This is a genomic window from Burkholderia torrens (assembly GCF_984668525.1).
The window spans coordinates 645,019-666,681 of the sequence record NZ_OZ480212.1 but is presented as its reverse complement, the minus strand read 5'-3'; the positions used below and the strand labels follow the sequence as shown (position 1 = coordinate 666,681).

Annotated in this window: 19 protein-coding genes; 7 read left to right on the top strand and 12 right to left on the bottom strand. The window is 67.3% G+C overall.

Going from position 1 to position 21,663, the window contains the following annotated elements; genetic code table 11:
* The first annotated feature begins 29 nt into the window (after positions 1–29).
* Complete coding sequence (locus tag AC5LXX_RS19265; RefSeq protein WP_124455204.1) at positions 30–329, top strand: DUF4148 domain-containing protein; 300 nt, start codon at positions 30–32, stop codon at positions 327–329.
* A gap of 193 nt (positions 330–522) precedes the next feature.
* Here the strand turns inward: AC5LXX_RS19265 and AC5LXX_RS19260 are convergent, their stop codons facing one another.
* From AC5LXX_RS19260 to AC5LXX_RS19230, 7 genes are all read right to left on the bottom strand, one after another.
* Positions 523–1,722 carry a TauD/TfdA family dioxygenase gene (locus AC5LXX_RS19260; RefSeq protein WP_493412705.1) on the bottom strand — a complete coding sequence of 400 codons (1,200 nt, stop codon included), beginning with the start codon at positions 1,720–1,722 and terminating at the stop codon, positions 523–525.
* Between the two features lie 22 nt (positions 1,723–1,744).
* Complete coding sequence (locus AC5LXX_RS19255; protein ID WP_493412704.1) at positions 1,745–2,701, bottom strand: alpha/beta hydrolase; 957 nt, start codon at positions 2,699–2,701, stop codon at positions 1,745–1,747.
* 43 nt (positions 2,702–2,744) lie between these two features.
* Complete coding sequence (locus tag AC5LXX_RS19250) at positions 2,745–3,233, bottom strand: thioesterase family protein (protein ID WP_493412703.1); 489 nt, start codon at positions 3,231–3,233, stop codon at positions 2,745–2,747.
* Between the two features lie 3 nt (positions 3,234–3,236).
* Positions 3,237–4,202, bottom strand: a complete 966-nt coding sequence (locus tag AC5LXX_RS19245; protein ID WP_011354221.1) for an L-carnitine dehydrogenase — start codon at positions 4,200–4,202, stop codon at positions 3,237–3,239.
* Positions 4,203–4,288: 86 nt separating this feature from the next.
* Positions 4,289–5,218: a 3-dehydrocarnitine:acetyl-CoA trimethylamine transferase CdhC gene (gene cdhC, locus AC5LXX_RS19240; RefSeq protein ID WP_493404834.1), complete on the bottom strand. Its 930-nt coding sequence runs from the start codon at positions 5,216–5,218 to the stop codon at positions 4,289–4,291.
* 61 nt (positions 5,219–5,279) lie between these two features.
* Positions 5,280–6,233, bottom strand: coding sequence for a choline ABC transporter substrate-binding protein (locus AC5LXX_RS19235; protein WP_493412702.1), 954 nt, complete (start codon positions 6,231–6,233; stop codon positions 5,280–5,282).
* A gap of 582 nt (positions 6,234–6,815) precedes the next feature.
* A complete protein-coding gene (locus AC5LXX_RS19230; protein ID WP_493412701.1) occupies positions 6,816–6,959 on the bottom strand; it encodes a hypothetical protein in 144 nt (47 codons plus the stop codon).
* Between the two features lie 278 nt (positions 6,960–7,237).
* On the opposite strand from AC5LXX_RS19230, the gene AC5LXX_RS19225 reads away from it, so the two are divergent.
* The 4 genes from AC5LXX_RS19225 (at position 7,238) to AC5LXX_RS19210 (ending at position 12,244) form a co-directional block, all read left to right on the top strand.
* A complete protein-coding gene (locus AC5LXX_RS19225; RefSeq protein WP_493412700.1) occupies positions 7,238–8,182 on the top strand; it encodes a GlxA family transcriptional regulator in 945 nt (314 codons plus the stop codon).
* Positions 8,183–8,637: 455 nt separating this feature from the next.
* Entirely contained in the window at positions 8,638–10,350 is a 1,713-nt protein-coding gene (locus AC5LXX_RS19220) for a M36 family metallopeptidase (RefSeq protein ID WP_493412699.1), read from the top strand.
* 79 nt (positions 10,351–10,429) lie between these two features.
* Entirely contained in the window at positions 10,430–11,680 is a 1,251-nt protein-coding gene (locus tag AC5LXX_RS19215; RefSeq protein ID WP_493412698.1) for a M20/M25/M40 family metallo-hydrolase, read from the top strand.
* A gap of 201 nt (positions 11,681–11,881) precedes the next feature.
* Complete coding sequence (locus AC5LXX_RS19210; RefSeq protein WP_493412697.1) at positions 11,882–12,244, top strand: YbjQ family protein; 363 nt, start codon at positions 11,882–11,884, stop codon at positions 12,242–12,244.
* A gap of 6 nt (positions 12,245–12,250) precedes the next feature.
* Here the strand turns inward: AC5LXX_RS19210 and AC5LXX_RS19205 are convergent, their stop codons facing one another.
* The 5 genes from AC5LXX_RS19205 to betC all read right to left on the bottom strand — a co-directional run bounded on the left by AC5LXX_RS19205 (position 12,251) and on the right by betC (position 19,463).
* On the bottom strand, positions 12,251–13,501 hold the full coding sequence (locus tag AC5LXX_RS19205; protein ID WP_493412696.1) for an MFS transporter: 1,251 nt from the start codon (positions 13,499–13,501) through the stop codon (positions 12,251–12,253).
* 223 nt (positions 13,502–13,724) lie between these two features.
* Positions 13,725–15,137, bottom strand: a complete 1,413-nt coding sequence (cysS, locus tag AC5LXX_RS19200) for a cysteine--tRNA ligase (protein ID WP_493412695.1) — start codon at positions 15,135–15,137, stop codon at positions 13,725–13,727.
* A gap of 375 nt (positions 15,138–15,512) precedes the next feature.
* A complete protein-coding gene (locus AC5LXX_RS19195) occupies positions 15,513–16,652 on the bottom strand; it encodes a porin (protein WP_493412694.1) in 1,140 nt (379 codons plus the stop codon).
* Between the two features lie 261 nt (positions 16,653–16,913).
* Positions 16,914–17,882, bottom strand: coding sequence for a choline ABC transporter substrate-binding protein (gene choX, locus AC5LXX_RS19190; RefSeq protein ID WP_493412693.1), 969 nt, complete (start codon positions 17,880–17,882; stop codon positions 16,914–16,916).
* A 45-nt stretch (positions 17,883–17,927) separates the two neighbouring features.
* Entirely contained in the window at positions 17,928–19,463 is a 1,536-nt protein-coding gene (gene betC, locus AC5LXX_RS19185) for a choline-sulfatase (RefSeq protein WP_493412692.1), read from the bottom strand.
* 239 nt (positions 19,464–19,702) lie between these two features.
* On the opposite strand from betC, the gene AC5LXX_RS19180 reads away from it, so the two are divergent.
* Positions 19,703–20,602: a choline sulfate utilization transcriptional regulator gene (locus AC5LXX_RS19180; RefSeq protein ID WP_124455228.1), complete on the top strand. Its 900-nt coding sequence runs from the start codon at positions 19,703–19,705 to the stop codon at positions 20,600–20,602.
* Positions 20,603–20,772: 170 nt separating this feature from the next.
* Complete coding sequence (gene purU, locus AC5LXX_RS19175; protein WP_493412691.1) at positions 20,773–21,657, top strand: formyltetrahydrofolate deformylase; 885 nt, start codon at positions 20,773–20,775, stop codon at positions 21,655–21,657.
* Positions 21,658–21,663: the final 6 nt, after the last annotated feature.

Sequence of the window (21,663 nt, the reverse complement as noted above, 5' to 3'; positions counted from 1 at the left end):
CGAACTCAATAAAACACCCGGAGGTCACCATGAAATCGCTCGTTTCCGCAGTCGTTGCCGCTGTCGCCCTGTCCGCTTCGTTCGGCGCATTCGCACAAAGCACCGTGACCCGCGCACAAGTGCGTGGCGAACTGGTCCAGCTCGAACAAGCCGGCTACAAGCCGGGCGTGTCGAGCCCGTACTACCCGAACGACATCCAGAGCGCCGAAGCGCGTATTCATGGTGCCGACACCAGCGGCTACGGCGCACAGCCGGCTCCGCTCGTCCACTCGGGCGCCCCGGCAGCCGCATCGACGAACGCACGCGACTCGATCTTCTTCGGCCAGTAAGCCGATGCGCCCCCGGCGGGCGCCGCGCGTCGCGCGATGAAGTACGGCAGTCCGGACGAGCCCCTTCGCGGGGCTCGTCTTGTTTCATGAAACGCATACCTCCGCCGCCCGGCAGCGGGTGGCTTCGCCCGGACGCCTGGCGTCCGGGTGCTTTTTCCCGGCGGGCCAAGCGTGACGAAGCCGTATGCGCCGATCAGCGCGCCGCGGCTGCGGCAGGCACCGATCGCGACAGCACACGCCAGCGCGACAGCAACTCGTCGCGATCGACGTAACAGCCCTGCAGGTGCCGCCGGCCCGTCGACGGATCGAACTCGGTACGCGCATGCAGCACGCGCCGGTTGTCGAACGCCCACATGTCACCCGCCCGCAACCGGCGCTGCACACGGAAACGCGGCTCGCGTGCGAGCGCGAGAAACCGCCGGTATGCGCGATAGACGGCCGCGACCGAGCCGGCCGGCGCATCGAGCGGCCCGCGCAGGAAGTTCGCGACGCGCACCTCCGTCACGTTGCCGCGCGCATCGAGCCCGATCACCGGCGCCGAACAGCGGTAGTCGCTGTGCGCACTCTTGTTCCAGAACTCGAACGGCGTCGACGCCAATTGCTCGAACTCGGCAGGATGCTCGCGCCGCAGCGCATCGGCCAGCGCAAAGCCGTCGAGAAAGATACTGTCGCCACCCGTCGCTTCGTTGGCCAGGCAATGCAGGAACTGCACGCCCGGCTGCAACTCGCGTGTCGGCAGGTCGGTATGCGGCGGCAGGTTCAGCGACGTATACGCATTGCTGTCCGGACGCGGTTTCGATTCGACGTCGAACAGCACACCGAAATTGCTTTCGCGGATCAGGCCGACGCGGCGCGCGATCTCGTCGACGCGGCCGCGCTCGGCCGGCACGCCTTCGACGAGCGTCAGCCCCGTGCGCTGCAGCGCGGCAAGCCACGCGAGCAGCGCGCCGTCGTCTTCCATCACGTCGCGCCACGCGAATACGCCGATCGCCGTCGCATCGTCGCCGGCCCACACGTGCCGCCCGTGCGCGACCAGACGCTCCGCGCGCGACGCATCGTCGTATGCATGCGCACGCAACCAGCCCGGCGACCACGCGCTGCGATGGCCGTCGTTCCACTCGACATGCAGCGCACCGTCGGTTTCGACATGCACGGTGAGCGCCGACAGATCGTCGCGCACATCGGCAATCTCGAACACCTGCTCGCGCGTGACCGCATGCACGCACGCCGAACACACGCAGTTGTCGCGCAACCAGTCGAAATGGAACGGCGATCGTCGCGTGTCGCTCCACTCGACGTCCACCGCCCCATCGCCGATCGTCGCCGCCGCGATGGCCGCGTCGGCCGAAAACGTCCGCCAGTCCTCGATACGGTGTTGCGCTGCTGACTGCATCGTTGCCTCCCGGAAACGCCCGCTACGCGTGTGGTGCGAGCAAAAACCCGCCGATCATCCGGTGCATGCGGGCGGCCTGCGGGCTCGTCCCGAGCGCGCGCCAGCAGCCGTGCACCAGTCCTTCTCCCATCCAGCCGTGCGCGAGCCCGCCGGCCGCGCGAATCCGTTCGACGTACACGCGCGCGTCGTCGCGCAGCGGATCGTGTTCCGCGCCGATTGCGAGCACCGGCGGCAGGCCGTCGAAACGCGCCGCTTCGAGCGGCACCGACGCGCGCAACAGCGGGTTGCCGTTCAGCAGCACGTCGGACAAATCACCATCCCAGTACAGTTCGCGATAGCGACGCACGTCGTCGAGCGTCAGCATCGGCGCGTGCGCTTCCGTCTCGCGCGCGGGCGATTGCGGTTCGAAGCTGAGCATCGGATAGACGAGCGCGACGCCGTCGACGTTGCGTTCGCCTGCATCGCGCAGCGCGGTGGTCACGGCCGCCGCGAGCATCCCGCCCGCACTGTCGCCCGCGAGCGTCAGCGGATGCACGCACGGCCCGAACGGCCAGCGTGCGTCGCGCGCGGCGCGTGTGACTTCCAGGCAATCTTCGAGTGCGGCCGGCGCGCGGTGTTCGGGCGCAAGGCGATAGTCGACGGCGATCACGTCGAGCCCCGTGTCGGCCGCGAGTTGCGCGGTGATCAGCGCATGGCTGTCGAGCGAGCCGACGACGAAACCGCCGCCATGAAAAAACAGCACCGTGCCGGGCGATGCGCCGTGCGCTGACGCGTAGCGCCGCAGTGCGATCGCGCGCCCGTCCGGCGCATGCCACACCGCGTCCTGCTGCACGATGCCGGGCGGCAGCGCGGCCGGCGTCCATTCGGCCGCGAAGCGGTCGTAGAGGCGGCGCTGCTCGCCGGGCGAGCGCGCCGCCGCATCGGCCGGGTACCACGCGTCGACGGCGGCGACGAACGCCTCGATTTCCGGTTCGAGCATCGTGCGCGCTCCGCAGTCGAGAGTTGAAGGGTGACGATCGCCGCTAGCGGCGCGGCGGCAACCCGATCACGCGGCCCGCATAGGCAGGCGCCTCGCAATCGCGCTGCAACGCATGCAGCCCGGCCACGCGCGCGGCCACGTCCTCGTCGAACGGCGCCGATTTCGCGCCGTCGCGCGTATCGACGTGCAGCAGCATCTGCTCGCTCGCCGATACCGCGTCGTCATGCCCTTGCGCGAACAGTTCGAGATACAGGTGCAGCCGCTTCGCGTCGTGCGCGAGCACGCGCGCATCGACGCGCACCTGCGTGCCCTCCTTGATCTCGTGCAGGTAGTTCACGTGCGCTTCGAGCGTGTAGACCGAGCGCCCCCGCTCGCGACGTGCGGCGTCGTCGAGCCCGATGCGATCGAGCAACGCATCGGTCGCGAAGCTGAAGATCAGCAGGTAGAACGCATCGCGCAGGTGGCCGTTGTAGTCGACCCATTCGGGCCGCACCACGTCGCGGTAAATCGTCAGCGGGGTATCGCCCGTCATCGTCTAGTCCTCGAATCGCATCCCGTGCCGCGCCTTCACCGCGGCGATCGATTTCAGCACCTCGGTGATGCACTCGTCGCGATAGCGTTCGAGTTCCTTGATGCTGCGCGTGCCCTGCTGTTCGGTCGTGCCTTCGACGACGCTGTCGATCAGCGCGTCGGTCAACGTCGGCGCGACCAGCTTCGTCCACGGCAGTTCGAGCGCAGGGCCGAACTGCTGCATGAAGTGTCGCATGCCCGCGTCGCCGCCGGCCAGCGTGTAGGTCAGGAACGTGCCCATGAACGACCAGCGGATGCCCGCGCCGAAGCGGATCGCATCGTCGATCTCGCCGGTCGTCGCGACGCCTTCGTTGACGAGATGCAGCGCCTCGCGCCACAGCGCTTCGAGCAGGCGATCGGCGATGAAGCCCGGCACCTCCTTGCGCACGTGCAGCGGCCGCATGCCGAGCTTGCGATAGATCTCCATCGCGCCTTCAACGGCTTCCGGCGACGTGCGCGCGCCGCCGAGCACTTCGACGAGCGGCAGCAGGTAGACGGGGTTGAACGGGTGGCCGACCACGCAGCGCTCGGGATGCGTCGCCCGCGCGTAGAAATCGGTCGGCAACAGCCCCGACGTCGACGACGCAATGATCGCGTCGGGCTTCGCCGCGCGGCTGATCTGCTCGTGCAGCTCGAGCTTCAGCGCCTCGCGCTCGGGCGCGCTTTCCTGGATGAAATCGGCATCGGCGACGCACGCCTCGATCGTCGAGACGAAGCGCAGCCGCGCGGGATCGGCGCCCGGCGCGAGGCCGACGCGTTCGAGCGCGGGCCACGCGTTCGCGACGTTCGCGCGCAGCCGCTCTTCCGCGCCCGGCGCCGGGTCCCACACGACCACGTCGAGACCGTGCGCGAGCGCACGGGAAATCCACCCGCTGCCGATCACGCCGGTGCCGATGGCGGCGAACGTCTTGATGTCGGTCTTCACAGCCATGTCAACGCATCCTTCAAATCAGGGGAAATCGGTGGGCGGCCGCGCCTGAATGCGTGCCGCCGTGTCATGTCAGTCAGCGCGGGAACTCACGCGAATTCGGCGATCGCTCGACGTTCGAGCAGACGCTCGCCGCGCGCCGGCAGGCCGAGCTTGCGGCGGCCTTCGGCCGGCGTCAGCACGCGGCCGCCGAGCCGTTCGACGATCTCGCGGGCGCGCTCGACGAGCGTGCCGTTGGTCGCATGCACGCCGCGATCGAGCCAGATGTTGTCTTCAAGACCGACGCGCACGTGGCCCCCGAGCAGCATCGCCTGCGCGACCATCGGCATCTGCATGCGGCCGATCCCGAAGCCGGCCCAGTGCGCACCCGGCGGCAGGTTGTCGACCATCGCCTTCATCGTGCCCGTATCGGCCGGTGCGCCCCACGGAATGCCGAGGCACAGCTGGAACAGCGGCGGATCGTCGAGCAGTCCTTCCTTCAGCAGCTGCTTCGCGAACCACAGATGGCCCGTATCGAAGATCTCCAGTTCCGGCTTCACGCCGAGTTCCTGGATGCGTTTCGCGCCGGCGCGCAGCTGTGCGGGCGTCGACACGTAGATGTAGTCGCCATCGCCGAAATTCAGCGTGCCGCAGTCGAGCGTGCAGATCTCGGGCAGCAGGTCCTCGACGTGCGCGAGGCGCGTGAGGCCGCCGACCAGGTCGGTGCCCTTGCCGAAGCGCATCGGATCCTCGCCCGGGCCGATCTCGAGATCGCCGCCCATGCCTGCCGTCAGGTTGATGATCACGTCGACGTCGGCCGAGCGGATGCGGTCGACCACTTCGCGGTACAGGTTCGGGTCGCGGCTGCCGCGGCCCGTCTGCGGATCGCGCACGTGGCAGTGCGCCACCGTCGCGCCGGCCTTAGCGGCCTCGATCGCGGCTGCCGCGATTTCCTTCGGCGTGACGGGAATCGCCGGATGCTTGCCGACCGTATCGCCCGCGCCGGTGACGGCGCAGGTGATGATGACTTCATGGTTCATGCTGGGTGCCTCGCTTGATTCGGGTTGTGTCGCATTGCTAGGGTGGCGCGGGCGCCGGCCGTCACAGGCCGAGATACGCCTTCACGGCAGGCAGGCCATCCTTGCCGTCGAACGTCTTGACGCCCGCGAGCCACGGATCGAGCACCTGCGGATTCTTCTTCAGGTAGGCCTTCGCGGCCTCGGCCGGCTTCGTCTTGTTCATCACCGACTGCATCAGCTGGTTCTCGAGCTGCGTCGAGAAGCGCAGGTTCGTGACGAGCTTGCCCGCGTTCGGGCACCGCGAAATGAAATCGGGCGCGGTGAGCGTGTACACGCGCGCCTCGCCGTAGTTCGGCCCGAACGACGCGTCGCCGCCGGACAGGTAGTTCATGCTGAGCTGGATGTTCATCGGATGCGGTTCCCAGCCGAGGAAAACAACCCACTTCTTCTCGCGGACCGCGCGCTCGACCGTCACCAGCATCCCGGCCTCGCTCGATTCGACCAGCTTGAAGCCGCCGAGCCCGTACTGGTTCGTGTCGATCATCTTCTGGATCGTCGCGTTCGCGCTGCTGCCCGGCTCGATCCCGTAGATCTTGCCGTCGAGCTCCGCGCGGTGCTTCGCGATGTCCTCGAAGGTCTTCAGGCCTGCCTGGTATTCGTAGCTCGGCACCGCGAGCGTCGCCTTCGCACCGGACAGGTTCGCCGGTTCGACGACGTTGATCGACTTGCTGTCGAGGAACGGCTGGAGTTGCTTCTGCTGCACCGGCCACCAGTAGCCGAGCGACACGTCGAGCTGCTTGCTCTTGAGACCGGCGAACGAGATCGGCACCGACGCGATCGTCGTGGTCGGCTTGTAGCCGAGCGCCTCGAACACGGTCGATGCGAGCGCCGTCGTCGACGTAATGTCGGTCCAGCCGATATCCGCGAAACGCACGGTGCGGCAGGTCGCGGCATCGGTCTCGGCCAGCGCCGCATTCGTGAACGCGCCGGTCGCCAGCACGGCCGCGGCAAGCGCGGCGATCTTCGTCGACTTCATGGTTCGGTTCCTCCCGGTTGGTCTCGCGGCAGCCGGTGCGCGGAGTGTGCGCCGGCCTGCATCGTGGGAGTAAAAGTAACGAGCCATATTCGCCGCGAGAAGACCGCCGGCGACCTGTTCTTGACTATTTGCGACTATGAGTGGAAACCACTAGGTTTTGCTTGAGGCTTGGCGGGTGGGGGTTTGAGGCGAATTCGGGTGGAAATCGGGTTGCCCCGATGCGGCGTGCGGCTTTCGATTCGGCCCGCCGATGCTGACAGACTTCCGACACATCCTCGGGTGCCGTGAATCGGCCCTATGCTGGCGTCGTCAGCGTGTTCGGCCAGCCAGGAACCCCATGATCCTTACCGCTCTGTTTGTCGTGGCTGTTTTCGCAATCGTTGCGGTCATGCACCGCGGCGTGATCGGCAAGGCGGACGCGCGGCTTCGCGCACGACTCGACGCGGACGGCCCGCGCAGCGATGGTTCGCGCCGGTTGATGCGTGAATCGGGATACCGCGTCTGAACCCGCTCGAATCGTGTTGGTGGCGATGCGCCCCGCTCAACCGGCCGCCCCCCGCATGCACACGCTCGCCGCCACGCTCACGCGTCATTTATCATCGCCAGCTTGCTTTCCGGATACGGGCCGATCTCCGTACCGGCGCGTTCGCGACCGCAGCCCGACTGCTTCATCCCGCCGAGCGGCACGGCGTTGTCGAGCAACGGAAAGGTTTCGTTCGTCTCCATGTCCACGTTTCCTTGATGTATCGGTGAGTCGGTCAGTAGCGATCCGCTACGCCGTCGATCCCGCGTGCCTGCGAAAGTGTACAAGGCGCAATTCGGCGAACTGCCGTCGACGACGGCGCGCCGCATGGTGTACGGCGCAAAAACGCGCTGAACGTCGGCAAAACCCGCGATAATCCCGGCTTGAACGTTCGGTGCCAGCGCACCGGGCACGGCCCGCACCGGCCCGCTCGCCGTGTCGCGCGGTGCACGACGACCACCGGATTCGATCCCCTGCCCCGATGCCCGAGGATTTCCATTTCCTGTTGCTGCCCGGCTTCTCCGCGCTCGGCTTCATGTCGGCGGTCGAACCGCTGCGCGTCGCGAACCGCTTTCGCACCGAGCTGTACCGCTGGCACGTGATCAGTGCCGACGGCGCACCCGTGGCCGCGAGCAACGGCATTCCGGTCGCTGCCGAAGCCGCGTGCTCGGACGTCGACCAGGTCGACACCGTGTTCGTCGTCGCGGGCTTCGATCCGCTCGTGTGCTACACGCGCCCGCTCGCCGAATGGCTGCGTCGCCAGCACCGGCATGGCGCAACGCTCGGCGGCATCGATACGGGCAGCTTCGTGCTCGCGGAAGCCGGGCTGTTCGACGCGTCGCAGCCGCTCACGCTGCACTGGGAAGCGCTGGCCGCGTTCCGCGAACGCTACCCGGGCCTGAACGCGACGCAGGAACTGTTCGAGATCGACGACCGGCGCATCACGTGCGCGGGCGGCACCGCGTCGATCGACATGATGCTCGACCTGATCGGCCGCCGGCACGGCGCCGACCTCGCGGCGGCCATTTCCGAGCAGTTCGTCGTCAGCCGCATCAGGCAGCGTTCGGACAGCCAGCGGCTCGAGATCGCCGCACGCTACGGCGTGCACAACCGCAAGCTGATCCAGGTGATCGGCACGATGCAGCAGCACATGGAGAATCCGCTCGGCTCCGACGCGCTCGCGCAGGATGTGTCGATCACGCGGCGCCAGCTCGAACGGCTGTTCAGCGCGACGCTGAACGACACGCCGACGCACTTCTACCTGAACCTGCGCCTCGATCGCGCCCGCGAACTGCTGCAGCAGACCGACATGAGCATCACGTCGGTGTGCGTCGCGTGCGGGTTCGAGTCGCCGTCGCATTTCTCGCGAACGTATCGCGCGCGGTTCGGCGTCAGCCCACGCAGCGACCGGCGCGCGACGCGCTGATCGTCGCGCGTTTTAGTCACAATCCGGCGCGGTATTGCGCGTTCCGGCAGCGTTCCCCTCCGCTCGCTGCACAATGCCGGCGATTTATCGACGGACCGAAGCGGTCGTCGAAAATAATTTGGAATGTCGTTGAAAATATTCTGTAACATATCAAACAAAGTTAGATAGGCAGCCTAACGACATCGCGCCACGCCGGCTGCCAACCAATATCGATCCGATCCGAGGGGTATGACATGACGATGCTCGCTTCGCCGTCGCCGCACCTGCCTGCCGTTCGCTTCTCCGCCGCCTCTTCCGCCTGTTTCTTTTCGACCTGACATTTAGGGTTCCTTAGTCAGTCGACACCCCCAACACCGCTTCGCCGCACCGGTTCCATCGAACCGGCGCGCGGGCCGTGTCGTGCCTGCGCGCCACGAACGCGCGGGCGTGTCCAACCGTTGAGATGAGGATCACGTATGCAGACATCACGCAAAGCATTGCCGCTCGCCCTGGGTCTCGCGCTCGGTTTCGGCATCGTCGGCGGCAGCCTGGCCGATACGAAAGTCTCGAATCCGCAGGCAGCGAGCCTGCGCGAAAGCCTGACGCGCGGCGTCGCGCCGCCAGCCGCTAAATCCGATACGGCCGGCGGGCAGTTCCGCGCGGACGGCGTCGCCGTCACGCTGTACAACCCCGCCTATCGCGTCAAGAAGGCCGCCTCGACGCCCGCCGCGACCGCGCGCGACTTCGTCGCGTCGCAAGCGACGCAGCTCGGGCTCGACGCAGCCGCGCTTGCGAGCCTCGTCGTCACGTCGGAACGCAACGACGCCGACTTCACCGTCGTGCGCCTGCAGCAGCAGGCCGCCGGGCTGCCCGTGTACGGCAGCGACATCGCGGTGACGGTCGCGAAGGACGGCCGCATCCTGTACGTCGCGAGCAATACGATCAACGGCGTGGTCGCGACGACGCGCAAGTCGCAGGCCGTCGACCAGCAGCAGGCGCTCGACCGCGCCCGCGCATATCTCGGCGTGAGCGGTTTCACGAATCTCGATGCGCAGCTCGTCGCGTTCGTCGACAAGACCGGCACGCATACCGCGTGGAAAGTGCGCGGCCGTCCTCAGGACGGCCCGAAGGGCGACTGGGAATTGCTGATCGATTCGGGCAGCGGAGAAGTGCTGCGCGCCGAGGACAAGGCGTTCTATGCGACCGACGGCACCGGCTTCGTGTTCCGCCCCGACCCGCTTTCGCCGACGAAAAGCAGCTACGGCAGCACGGGCTACAAGGACAACAACGATGCCGATTCGACGCAGCTCACGGCCGCGCGCGTGCGCGTGACGCTCAAGGAACTCGCGCAGTCGGGCTCGCGCTACACGCTGACGGGCCCGTACGCGTCGTGCGTCGATTTCGATGCGCCGCTCGACAACGCGTGCCCCGCGCAGTCGACGCCCGCGTTCGAGTTCACGCGCGGCAACCTGTATTTCGAGGCCGTGAACGTGTATTACCACATCGACACGTTCCTGCGTTACGTGAACCAGACGCTCGGCATCAAGGCGCTGCCTTACCAGTACACGGGCGGCGTGCAATACGACCCGCACGGCGAATCGGGCGACGACAACTCGTCGTACTCGTCGAGCAGCGGCCGGCTGACCTTCGGTCAGGGCGGCGTCGACGACGCGGAGGATGCGGACGTCGTGATCCACGAGCTCGGCCACGGCATCCACGACTGGGTGACGAACGGCGGCCTGTCGCAGCAGGAAGGGCTGTCCGAAGGCACCGGCGACTATCTCGCCGCCGCGTACAGCCGCGACTTCAACCAGTGGAGCCCGTCCGATGCGCAGTACAACTGGGTCTACAACTGGGACGGCCACAACGAGTTCTGGGGCGGCCGCGTGACCAACTGGAACGTCGGGCGCACGTACGCGCAGGCACGTGGCGCTGAGATCCACACGGCCGGCCAATATTGGGCGTCGTGCAACCTCGTCGCGCGCGACGCGATCGGCGCGCAGGCGATGGACAAGGCGTTCCTCAAGGGGCTGTCGATGACCAACAGCTCGACCAACCAGAAGGCCGCCGCGCAGGCCGTGCTGACGGCCGCATCCGCGCTCGGCTACAGCAACGCGCAGCTCACCGCGATCGGCAACGCGTACAACAAGAGCTGCACGTACGGCGTGACCGTTCCGCAGAAGTCGTAATTCCGCAGCAGGCGGGAGTGCGGCACACGACCTGCGGCGCGCTCCCTTCATCGACATCGCCATCCTCACGAGATCGAACATGCCTACTCTGAAGCTGACTCATCTGAGCGCCGCGCTGGGCGGTATGCTGCTGACCGCCGCCGCGCACGCGACACCCGTCTGGATCACGCTCGGCGACGCCGCGTTCCGCCAGCTGCAGCGCATCGATGCAAGCGCCACCGCGCAGTACAGCACGACCGTCGACGCCGGAAAGACGGCCGACGGCGCCGCGCGCCGCGAGACCGTTCACGTCGTCGAGATCGACGATTCACGGCTCGGCGACCTCGCCCATGCCGTCCACCATACGCGCGGCCACGGGCCCGGCTACGTCGTGCACGACTCGTTCGACGAAGCGCGGCAGGCGCTGCAGCCGTTGCCGGCCACGCTGGCCAAGCAGGCCGCTCCCGCGTACAAGCTGTCGAACGCGCCGCAGATCGGCACCTGGATCCAGCAGCTGCAGGCCAGCAACATCGTCGGCACGATCACGTCGCTGTCGGGCTTCACGAACCGTTACTACACGACGTCGCACGGCGTCGCCGCGTCGGACTGGCTCGCGCTGCAGTGGAAACAGCTGGCGGGCTCGCGCGCCGACATCACCGTCGAGCAGTTCGCGCATACCGGCTTCCCGCAGAAATCCGTGATCCTGACGATTCGCGGCAGCGATCCGGCCGCGGGCACCATCGTGCTCGGCGGCCACCTCGATTCGACGGTCGGCCGCACGACGGAGAACACGCGCTCGCCCGGCGCGGACGACGACGCATCGGGTATCGCGAGCCTCACCGAAGCGCTGCGCGTGCTGCTCGCGAACAACTACCGGCCGAAGCGGACGATCAAGTTCGTCGGATATGCGGCCGAGGAAGCCGGCCTGCTCGGCTCGAAGGCGATCGCGAAGCAGTTCCGCACGCAGAACGCGAACGTGGTCGGCGTGCTGCAGCTCGACATGACGAACTACAAGGGCGATCCGAAGGATATCTACCTGATCACCGACTACACGAACGCGGCGCAGAACACCTACCTGACGAACCTGGCGAAGACCTACCTGCCGGAACTCGCGATCGGTACGTCGCAGTGCGGGTACGCGTGCTCGGATCACGCATCGTGGAATGCGCAGGGCTATCCGGCATCGTTCCCGTTCGAGGCCGACCAGAACGACAGTCCGTATATCCATACGGTGAACGACACGCTGGAAAACTCGGACCGGCAGGCGAACCACGCACTGAAATTCGGCAAGCTCGCGCTGGCGTATGCGGTCGATCTTGGCGGAGATGGCGGGACGACTGCGAAACCCTGACGCGCCTGAATGAAGGAGGCGTGTACTCGCGGCCCGCGCACGCTTCCTTCCCGACGACGTCGATCAGACGATCTCGCCCGGCGCCCCGTAGCGACGCATGCCCGACACTCGCGCAACCGGCACGATCGACCACGTGCGCCGGGCACGGACGTTCATCCGGCTAGAATCGTCATTCGACCACTCCGCTACAGGCTTTCCGCCATGACCGAATCCACGCGCTCCATCGACGACCTGTCGCCCGCTCGCGTCACGACCGCATTCGACCTGCCCGGCCATACGACCGTCCGCTCGCTCGGCGTCGCACAGGGCATCATCGTGCGCTCGCGCTCGATCGTCGGTTCGTTCGGCGCGTCGCTGCAGACGATCTTCGGCGGCAACATCACGCTCTACACATCGCTATGCGAAAAGGCGCGCCAGCAGGCGTTCGAAAAGATGCTCGCCGATGCACGCAAGCTCGGCGCGAACGCGATCGTCGCGATGCGCTACGACTCGACCGAGATCGGCTCGGGCGTGACCGAAGTCATCTGCTACGGCACGGCCGTGCGCGTGACGCAGGACGCGTGACGCACGTCACGCGTCGCGCTCGAGCGACTTCATGTTCGTGAGCTGCGGAAACAGCCGCATCCACGTGAGCGCAACCGCGATCGTCGCCGCGCCGCCGACGACGATCGCCGTCGGCGCGCCCCACCACGCGGCCGTCACGCCCGATTCGAATTCGCCGAGCTGGTTCGACGTGCCGATGAACAGCGCATTGACCGCGCTCACCCGCCCGAGCATGTCGTCGGGCGTGCGCAGCTGCACGAGCGACAGGCGCACGACGACGCTGATCACGTCCGACGCGCCGAGCGCGGCCAGCGCGACAAGCGACAGCGCGAAGTGCCGCGACAGCCCGAACACGATCGTCGCGACGCCGAACGCGATCACGCCGCCGAACATCGCGCGGCCCGGCCGCCCCTTCAACGGGAAACGCGTGAGCCACAGCGTGCCCGCGAGCGCGCCGACCGCAGGCGCCGCGCGCAACGCACCGAGCCCCCACGGGCCGACCTGCAGGATGTCGCGCGCGTAGATCGGCAGCAGCGCCGTCGCGCCGCCGAACAGCACCGCGAACAGGTCGAGCGACAGCGCGCCGAGAATCGCCGGCTCGCGCCGGATGAACGCGATCCCCGAAAACACCGAGCGCAGCGTGACCGGCTCGCGGGCCGGCGGCGCACTGCGCAGCGGAATCGTGCTGCTCAGCACGGCCGCGATCGCGAACGCGACGACGCTCGTGCCGAACGCGACGGGTGCGCCGAGCCCATAGAGCAACCCGCCGAACGCCGGCCCGAGGATCTGCGCGGCCTGGTTCGCGGACGTCGACAGCGCGGTTGCGCGCGGCAGGTCGGTGCGCGGCACGACGGCCGGCAGCAGCGACGATACCGACGGCGACTCGAACGCGCGGGCCGTGCCGACGATCGCCGCGAGCGCGTACACGGCCGGCGCGGCCAGCCATCCTTGCACGGCGCCGAGCAGGAACACGCCGGCGGCCAGCGCTTCGACGCCCTGGCAGATCGTCGCGATGCGCCGGCGGTCGTAGCGGTCGGCCACCTGCCCGACGACGAGCGTCAGCGCGAACATCGGCACGAACTGCGCGAGGCCGACGAGGCCGAGCGCGAATGCGCTGTGCGTGAGCGCGTAGACATACCAGCCGATTGCGACCGACAGGATCTGGAAAGCCAGGGAAGACATCACGCGCGTGCCCCAGAAACGCCGGAACGGCGCGTGGCGGAACAGGTTGGCGGGCAACGGGGATAAAGGACTGGAATCGGGCACGGGGTCGGTCATCGGGATCTGGACGGGCGGCGCTGCGCACTGCAGCCGTCGGAACATGACGACGCCCGCCGATGCGGGCGTGCGACAACGGTGGAGGCGCGGCCAAGTCGCGATGATATGCCAACCTCGGAAAACGGGCCGGAGGCGATGCCGGCGATTCCGGCGACTGCGTCGATCGCGGCCGCCGGGTGGTCGCGGGTGCACCGGCTCGACCGATGCACGCGGCCCGCGCACGTCACTGCGGCGTGCCGCCCGCATCGGTCGAGCCCATCGCGATGCCGAACAGGCGCTGGCCTTCCTGGGTGTCCTCGACTCGCCAGCCCTCGGCGCCCAACGCTTCCCGTATCCGGTCGGCCTGCGCCCAGTCCTTGTCCGCCCTCGCGCGCTCACGATCACCGAGCAACACGCGGACGTGTTCCGGAACGTCGAACGCAACCGGCTTCCATTCGCGCAAACCCAGGCCAAGCACGGTGTCGAAGCTGTCCACGGTCGCCTTCAGCGTACCGGGCGGCAGGTTGCTCCTGACCAGATCCCACAGCACCGCGAGCGCCCTGGGCAGATTCAGGTCCTCGTTCACTTCGGCGTCGAATCGCGTGGCGAAATCCGCATCGACGCGGCCTCCGTCCGGCCAGCCGGCGTACAAGTGCCGCAGTCGATTCAGTGCGGTGTGCGCGGCGTCGAGCGACGCCCACGTGAAATGCAGCTTGCTTCGGTAATGGGCCGTCAGGCACAGGTAACGGTACGCGAGCGGATCGACGTTCCGGCTCTGCAAGGTCTGCAGACGGACGAAATCGCCGCTCGACTTCGACATCTTCGCATCGGCGTCGAGCGTCAGAAAGTGCCCGTGCATCCAGTAATTCGCGAGCTGCGTGCCGTGGGCCGCCCGCGTCTGCGCGATCTCGTTGCTGTGATGCACGGCGATATGATCCTCGCCGCCGCAGTGAATATCGAACAACGTCCCGAGATACTTCGCCGACATCGCCGAGCATTCGATATGCCAGCCAGGAAAGCCGCGACCCCATGGGCTGTCCCATTCCATTTGCCGATTGACGCCGGCCGGGCTGAACTTCCACAACGCGAAATCCGCGATGCTCCGCTTCCCGCCCAGTGCAACCCGCTTGCCCGCCTGCAACCCCGCGCGGTCCAGCCGCGCGAGATAGCCGTAGTCGTCCTGCCGGCTGGTGTCGAAGTAGAGACCATCGTCGGTCCGATAGACGTAGCCGGCCTGATCGAGCGTATCGATGAACGCGATCTGTTCGGCAATGTGATCGGTGGCGCGGCACCAGACCGTCGGCTCGAGCAGGTGGAGCGCGCGCCAGTCCCGGACGAACGCGTCGGTGTAGCGCTGGGCGATGGCCCACGCCGACTCGCCGGTGCGACGGCTGCCCTTCTCCATCTTGTCTTCGCCTTCATCCGCATCCGACGTCAGGTGGCCGACGTCGGTGATGTTGACCACGTGCCGGACCGCGTAGCCGTTGCGCTCCAGTACGCGGCGCAGCAGATCCTCGAACACGTAGGTCCTCAGGTTGCCGATATGGGCATCGTCGTAGACCGTGGGGCCGCAGCAGTACATGCCCACCCGTCCGGCACGGATGGGCGTGAACGGGCGCACGGTACGCGACCAGGTGTCATACAGCGCAAGCGGCATCGAGTTTCTCCGTCCCGAAGAGGTGGGTACAAAAACAAAAAGGCCGCCTGTTCTGCAACACAGGCGGCCGGAAGGCGATTGCTTGAAAGTTTAGCGAGTTCGCTAGACGCAAATTCCCCCTGGCACGTTCTGACAACATGCACGGGCAAGCGAGGAGAGGAAATGGGCGCGATCAGGCATGCGGTCGATGCTAGCGTCTATGGACGGCACAGGTCAAGGCCATCCGACCGCCGCTCCCGGTGACAATCCCGGGGCGGCGGCCAACCGGACGGATCTCGTGCCCGCTCACACCCGTCGAAAAAAAAAAAGCGCGAACCTCGGTTCGCGCCAAAGAGAGATCCTCGCTGAGGACGTCGCCGCCCCACACCACTTCGCTCAGAACGAATGCCGCATCCCGATCCGCACATCGGCCTGCGTCTGCGTCGTCGACGGCGTGAAGCTGTAGCCGACCACCGCATCGACACCCTGCGATGCACGCAGGTAGTCGCCGGAGATGTACACGTCGGTGCGCTTCGACAGCAGGTAATGCAGGCCCGCCGTGCCCTGGTTCCAGTGATGGCCTTCGAAGCGCGTGTGCTGGTAGCCCGCGATCAGGCTCAGCGCCGGCGTGAACTGGTACAGGCCGCCGCCTTCATACACCTGCATGTGCGACGACTGGCCGAAGCCCTTGATCGTCGTGTACGAGTAGTTGGCGTCGAGCGTCAGCTTGCCGATCGTATAGCTCGTGCCGATGCCGAACGTGCCCTGGCTGTCGACGTCCATCGGCGTATTCGCGAACAGGTCGGTGCGCGCGCCGGTCGCCGGATCGACGGTCACGGTCTGCTGGCCGAGGAACGTGTGCGTGCCGATCATCGCGTACGGGTCGAATGCGTAGATGCCGTTCGGGTTGTTCAGGCGCGTGTACGCGGCGCCAATCGAGAAGTCGCCCTTCGTGAAGCTCGCACCCGCGCTCCATGCGCTGTTGCGATGGAAGTTGCCCGCGACGTTGCCGAACGAGTACATCGCGCCGAACTTGAAGCCGCTGAGATCGTTTGACAGGAACTTCACCGAATTCGGCAGGCGGTCGCCGTTGAAGCGGTCGAAGTCGCCCTGGTGGATCGCATAGCCGCTGCCCCACGCCGAGATGTTGTAGATCGAGACGAGTTCGTTCGTGATGTCGAGCTGGTTGCCGAACGACAGCGTGCCCCAGTCGTTCTGCAGGCCGACATACGCCTGCCGGCCGAATTCGGCGCCGCCGAAGCCGAGTTGCCCGTTGCCGAGGTGGAAACCGCTCTCGAGCGTAAACACGGCCTTCAGGCCACCGCCCAGGTCTTCGGTGCCCTTGAGGCCGAAGCGGTTCCCGTACGCGACGCCGTCGTCGAACTTGACGACGTGCGAGCCGCCCGTGTTGTTCACGTACGTGATGCCCGCGTCGAGAATCCCGTACAGCGTCACGCTGCTTTGCGCATGCCCGATGGCGGGAATACAGGCCGCGCATGCAAGCGCGGCGGCTACGGCAACTTTCTTTTGCTTCATTGTCGACCACCCTCCCTGAACCGTTCGATGGATAGAATCTCGTCCCGGCGCGTGCCGCGATGCGCCGGTGGATTCGAATTCAGACCGCCCCGCTGGCTTCGGCATTTCGTTTTCCGCAATAACGGAGCCATTGGCGAAAAATACAAACCCATATTTCGGGTCACCCGTCTGAAGGCGACACTAAATGGTCACGATGCGACCCGGTCGGGAAAACACGTAGACAGGCGGCACGGCGGAAACCGGCCGCCAGGAGGGAGGGAATCAGTGGCTGTCGAGGGCCGCGCGCACGGCCGGCAGGCCCGGCGCGCCGGCCGCCGTCGTCACGCCGTCCAGCCAGCCGGCGACCAGCGCAGGGTCGGCCTTCAGCGCATGTTGGGCCGCGAGCGCGGGCGACGTCTTGTGGTCGAGCATGTCGGCGATCATCCGGTTTTCGACGTCGACGGAGAACGTCATCTGCCGGAACAGCCGCGCGAGGTTCGTGCACTGGCCCGCGAACCCGGCACGCGTGACCGTGTTGACCGTCGCGCCGCCGTAGTTCGGGCCGAAGTACGCATCGCCGCCCGACAGATAGGTCAGATGAAACTTCGTGTTCATCAGATGCGGCTCCCATGCAAGAAAGACGATCCAGCGCTTGTCGCGCACCGCGCGCTCGACCTGCGTGAGCATGCCCGTCTCACTCGATTCGACGAGCGACCAGTTCGCCGCACCGAGCGCGTGGTCGGACAGCATCCGCTTGATGTTCTGGTTCGCGGGCGCACCGGGCTCGATCCCGTAGATCTTGCCGTCGAAGCGGTCCGCGTAGCGCGCGAGATCGGCGAACGTATGCACGCCGGCGGCCGCCACGTAGTCGGGCACCGCGAGCGTGAACTTCGCGCCGCTCAGGTTCGCGTGCAGCACGTCGATCGACTTGTCGTCGACGAACGGCTTCACGAGCGGTGCCTGCGCAGGCATCCAGTTGCCGAGGAACACGTCGACCTGCCCTTTCTTCAACCCCTGGTACGTGATCGGCACCGACAGGTTCGCCACGTCCTGCCGGTAGCCGAGCGCCTTCAGCACGACGCCCGCCATCGCGTTCGTCGCGTCGATGTCTGTCCAGCCGGGCGCCGCCATCTTCACGTTGCCGCACGTCTGCGGGTCGGCCGCAGACGCAGGCTGCGTCGCCAGCACGCACGCGGCCGCGGCGAGCGCCGCCCCGATCCTTCGGATTGCTGCATTGCATTGTCGTTGCATGGTTCGCTTCCTCCGTCGTTCTTCAATGACCGCGATGCGGTACGTTCAGCGCCCGACGCGCGGGAAACGCGCCATCGCTTCGAGCGTATCGAGTTCGATGTGATTGCGCATGTAGCGCTGGCTCGCGTCGGTGAACGGCTGCCAGTCCCACGCCTGGATGCGGCCCTGCGTCGTCGCCGCGTAATGAAAGCGCCGGCGCCGCTGGCTCGCACGCACCTGCCGGTCGAGCTCGGGCAAATCCCAGCGCCGCGCGGCTTCCGCGCGGAACGCGGCCAGCACGTCGGCGGCTTCGGGCACACCGGCCAGGTTCGTCAGCTCGCGCGGATCGTCCGACAGGTTGTAGAGCTGGTCGGGATCGAGCGGGCAATGCACGTACTTCCAGTCGCCGCGACGAATCATCACGACCGGTGCGACAGCGCCTTCCGCAAGGTATTCGCCGAGTGCAACGTCGTGCGCAGGCGTGCCGCGCAGGTGCGGCAACAAGCTCGCGCCGTCGACGGGGTCCGGCCAGCCGCCGGCCGGTGCGGCGCCGGCCAGGTCGACGAGCGTCGGCAGCAGGTCGAGGTGCGACACGGGCCCGCGCACGCGCGCGGCGCCGAAGCGGCCCGGCGCATGCACGATCAGCGGCACGCGGCAGCCGCCTTCGAAGAACGTCATCTTGTACCAGAGCCCGCGCTCGCCGAGCATGTCGCCGTGGTCGGATGTGACGATCACGATCGTGTCGTCGGCGAACCCGCACTGTTCGAGCGCGGCCAGCACGCTGCCGAACTGCGTGTCGACGTAGGATGTCGCGCCGTAGTATGCGCGGCGGGCAGCGCGGATCTGCGCGTCGGAGGGCGGTGTGCGGTCGTTTTCGCAGACGAAGCGCAGCCGCTGCGAATGCGGGTCGCTTTCAGCCGCATCGAGCCGCACGGCCGGCATGTCGATCTCGTCGTCGCTGTAACGATCCCAGTACTCGCGCGTGATCGCATACGGGTCGTGCGGATGGGTCAGCGACACGACCATGCAGAACGGCCGCGCATCGTGCCCGGCCGCACGCTCGCGCGCGACGTCGTAGAGCTTCTGCTTCGCGGCGAACGTAACCTCGTCGTCGAAGTCGAGCTGGTTCGTGCGCACGCACGGGCCGGCCTCCAGCACCGAGCTCATGTTGTGATACCAGCTCGGCCGCTCGGTCGGCTGGTCCCAGTCGGGCACCCAGCCGAAATCGGCCGGATAGATGTCGGTCGTGAGCCGTTCCTCGAAGCCGTGCAGCTGGTCGGGCCCGCAGAAGTGCATCTTGCCGGACAGCATCGTCCGGTAGCCGCCCGCGCGCAGGTAGTGCGCGAACGTCAGCGTTTGCGCCGGCAACTCGGCGGCGTTATCGTAGGCGCCGATTCCCGACGGCAGCTTGCCGGTCAGCAGCGAGAAACGCGACGGCGCGCACAGCGGGCTCGCGCAGTACGCGGCGTCGAACACCACGCCTTCGGCGGCGAGCCGGTCGAGCGTCGGCGTGCGCGCGACGCGATTGCCGTAGGCCGGCAGCGCGAACGGCGTGAGCTGGTCGGCCATCAGGATCAGGATGTTGGGTGTCGTGTTCGTCATCGGCGGTCGTGAGGAAAGCGGTGTTCGAATGGAGCGGCACGCCGCTCGTGCAGCAAAACGTCCGGCATGACGGACGGAGCCCGCAGAAAGTGCCGCGCGTGCGGGCCGCGCTGGCTAGAATCGCGGAATGCGTTGCGTGGCGGCCGTGAAGCGCGCGTGCCGTACCGTCCGCTGCACTATCGCCCGCCCGAATTCGCGCGGGTAGGCGTCCGGCCCTTATGGGGCCATTAGAGAGACTTATGTCGAAATCCGAACCGTTACCGTCGATGCAGGCGCTGCGCGCGTTCGAATCCGCTGCCCGGCTCGCGAGCTTCACGGCCGCCGCGCGCGAGCTCGGCTCGACGCAGCCGGCCGTGAGCCAGCAGGTGTACCAGCTCGAAGCCGAGCTGGGCGTGCCGCTGTTCGAACGCAGCCCGCGCGGCGTCACGCTGACGGCCGACGGCCAGTGCCTGTACGAAGCGGTGCGGCTGAGCCTCGACACGCTGCGCGGCGCGACCGCAACGCTGCGCGCGCGCCGCGAGCACGGCGCGCTCACGATCGTCACCGACTTCGGCTTCGCAACCTACTGGCTGATGCCGCGGCTGGCCGGGCTGAAGCGCGTGATGCCGGACGTCGACGTGCGCGTCGTCACGTCACAGGATTACGACGCGCAGCGCGACCACGGCGACATCGCGATCCTGTTCGGCGACGGTCACTGGCCGTCGTGCACGGCCGCGCGGCTCTTTCCGGAATCGGTCACGCCCGTGTGCTCGCCCGCGTTCCGCGACGCGCATCCCGGCGTCGCGCGGGCCGACCACCTGCTCGCGCTGCCGCTGCTGCACGTGCAGCCGACGCGCCCCGAGCGCTGGCTGTCGTGGCCGGGCTGGTTCGACGCGCACGGCCTCGAATCGCCGGCCGCCGCGCGCGGCGTGACCTTCAACAGCTATGCGCTCGTGATCCATGCGGCGCTGCTCGGCGAAGGCGTCGCGCTCGGCTGGGCGCCGCTCGTCGACGAGCTCGTCGCGTCCGGCCAGCTCGTGAAGCTCGTCGACGCGCCCGTCGTCACGCCGCGCGGCTACTTCCTGGTACGCCCGCCGCAGCGGCCCGAGCCGGATGCGACCCACGTGTTCCGCCGCTGGCTGCTCGACGCCTGCGCGTGACGGGCACGGCCGGCCCGCACGCACTGGCGTGCCGATACCAGCCACACGGCGGGTTGGTTCTATCCGCCCCGAAATCGTCCTGCTTTACTTGAGCCTCCCGCTACCCGCGCGGTGCGGCGCCGTCGTGCGCCGCCGCACGGCCGTGCGCCCCATGCCATCCGAGGAGTCTCATGACCGCCGAGCACCGCCCCGATCAATTCGTCCTGACGCTGTCGTGCCCGAGCGCGGCCGGCCAGGTCGCCGCCGTCGTCGGCTTTCTCGATCGCCATCGCTGCTATGTCGATGCGCTGAACGTGTTCGACGACGATCTCAGCAACCGCTTCTTCGTGCGCTGCGTCTTTCATCCGACGGATGAAACGCTGCAGATCGACGCACTGCGCCAGGAGTTCGCGCCGATCGCGGCCGGCCTCGGCGGCCAGCAGGGCGACATGCAGTGGGCGATCCACGACGTGAACGCGCGGCCGAAGGTGCTGATCATGGTGTCGAAGCTCGAGCACTGCCTCGCGGACCTGCTGTTCCGCTGGCGGATGGGCGAGCTGAAGATGGACATCGTCGGCATCGTGTCGAACCATCCCGATTTCGAGCCGCTCGCCGCGCAGCACGGGCTGCCGTTCCGGCATTTCCCGATCACGGCCGAGACGAAGGCGCAGCAGGAAGCGCAGTGGCTCGACTTCTTCGAATCGAGCGGCGCCGAACTCGTGATCCTCGCGCGTTACATGCAGGTGCTGTCGCAGGAAACGAGCGCGAAGCTCGCGAACCGCGCGATCAACATCCATCATTCGTTCCTGCCGGGCTTCAAGGGCGCGAAGCCGTACCACCAGGCACATACGCGCGGCGTGAAGCTGATCGGCGCGACCGCGCACTTCGTTACCGACGATCTCGACGAAGGCCCGATCATCGAGCAGGTCGTCGAGCGCGTCGACCATGCGCTGCGCCCCGAGCAACTGCTTGCGGTCGGGCGCGACGTCGAATCCATCACGCTCGCGCGCGCGGTAAAGGCGTTCATCGAGCGGCGCGTGTTTTTGAACGGCGACCGCACGGTGGTGTTTTCGTAAGCCGGC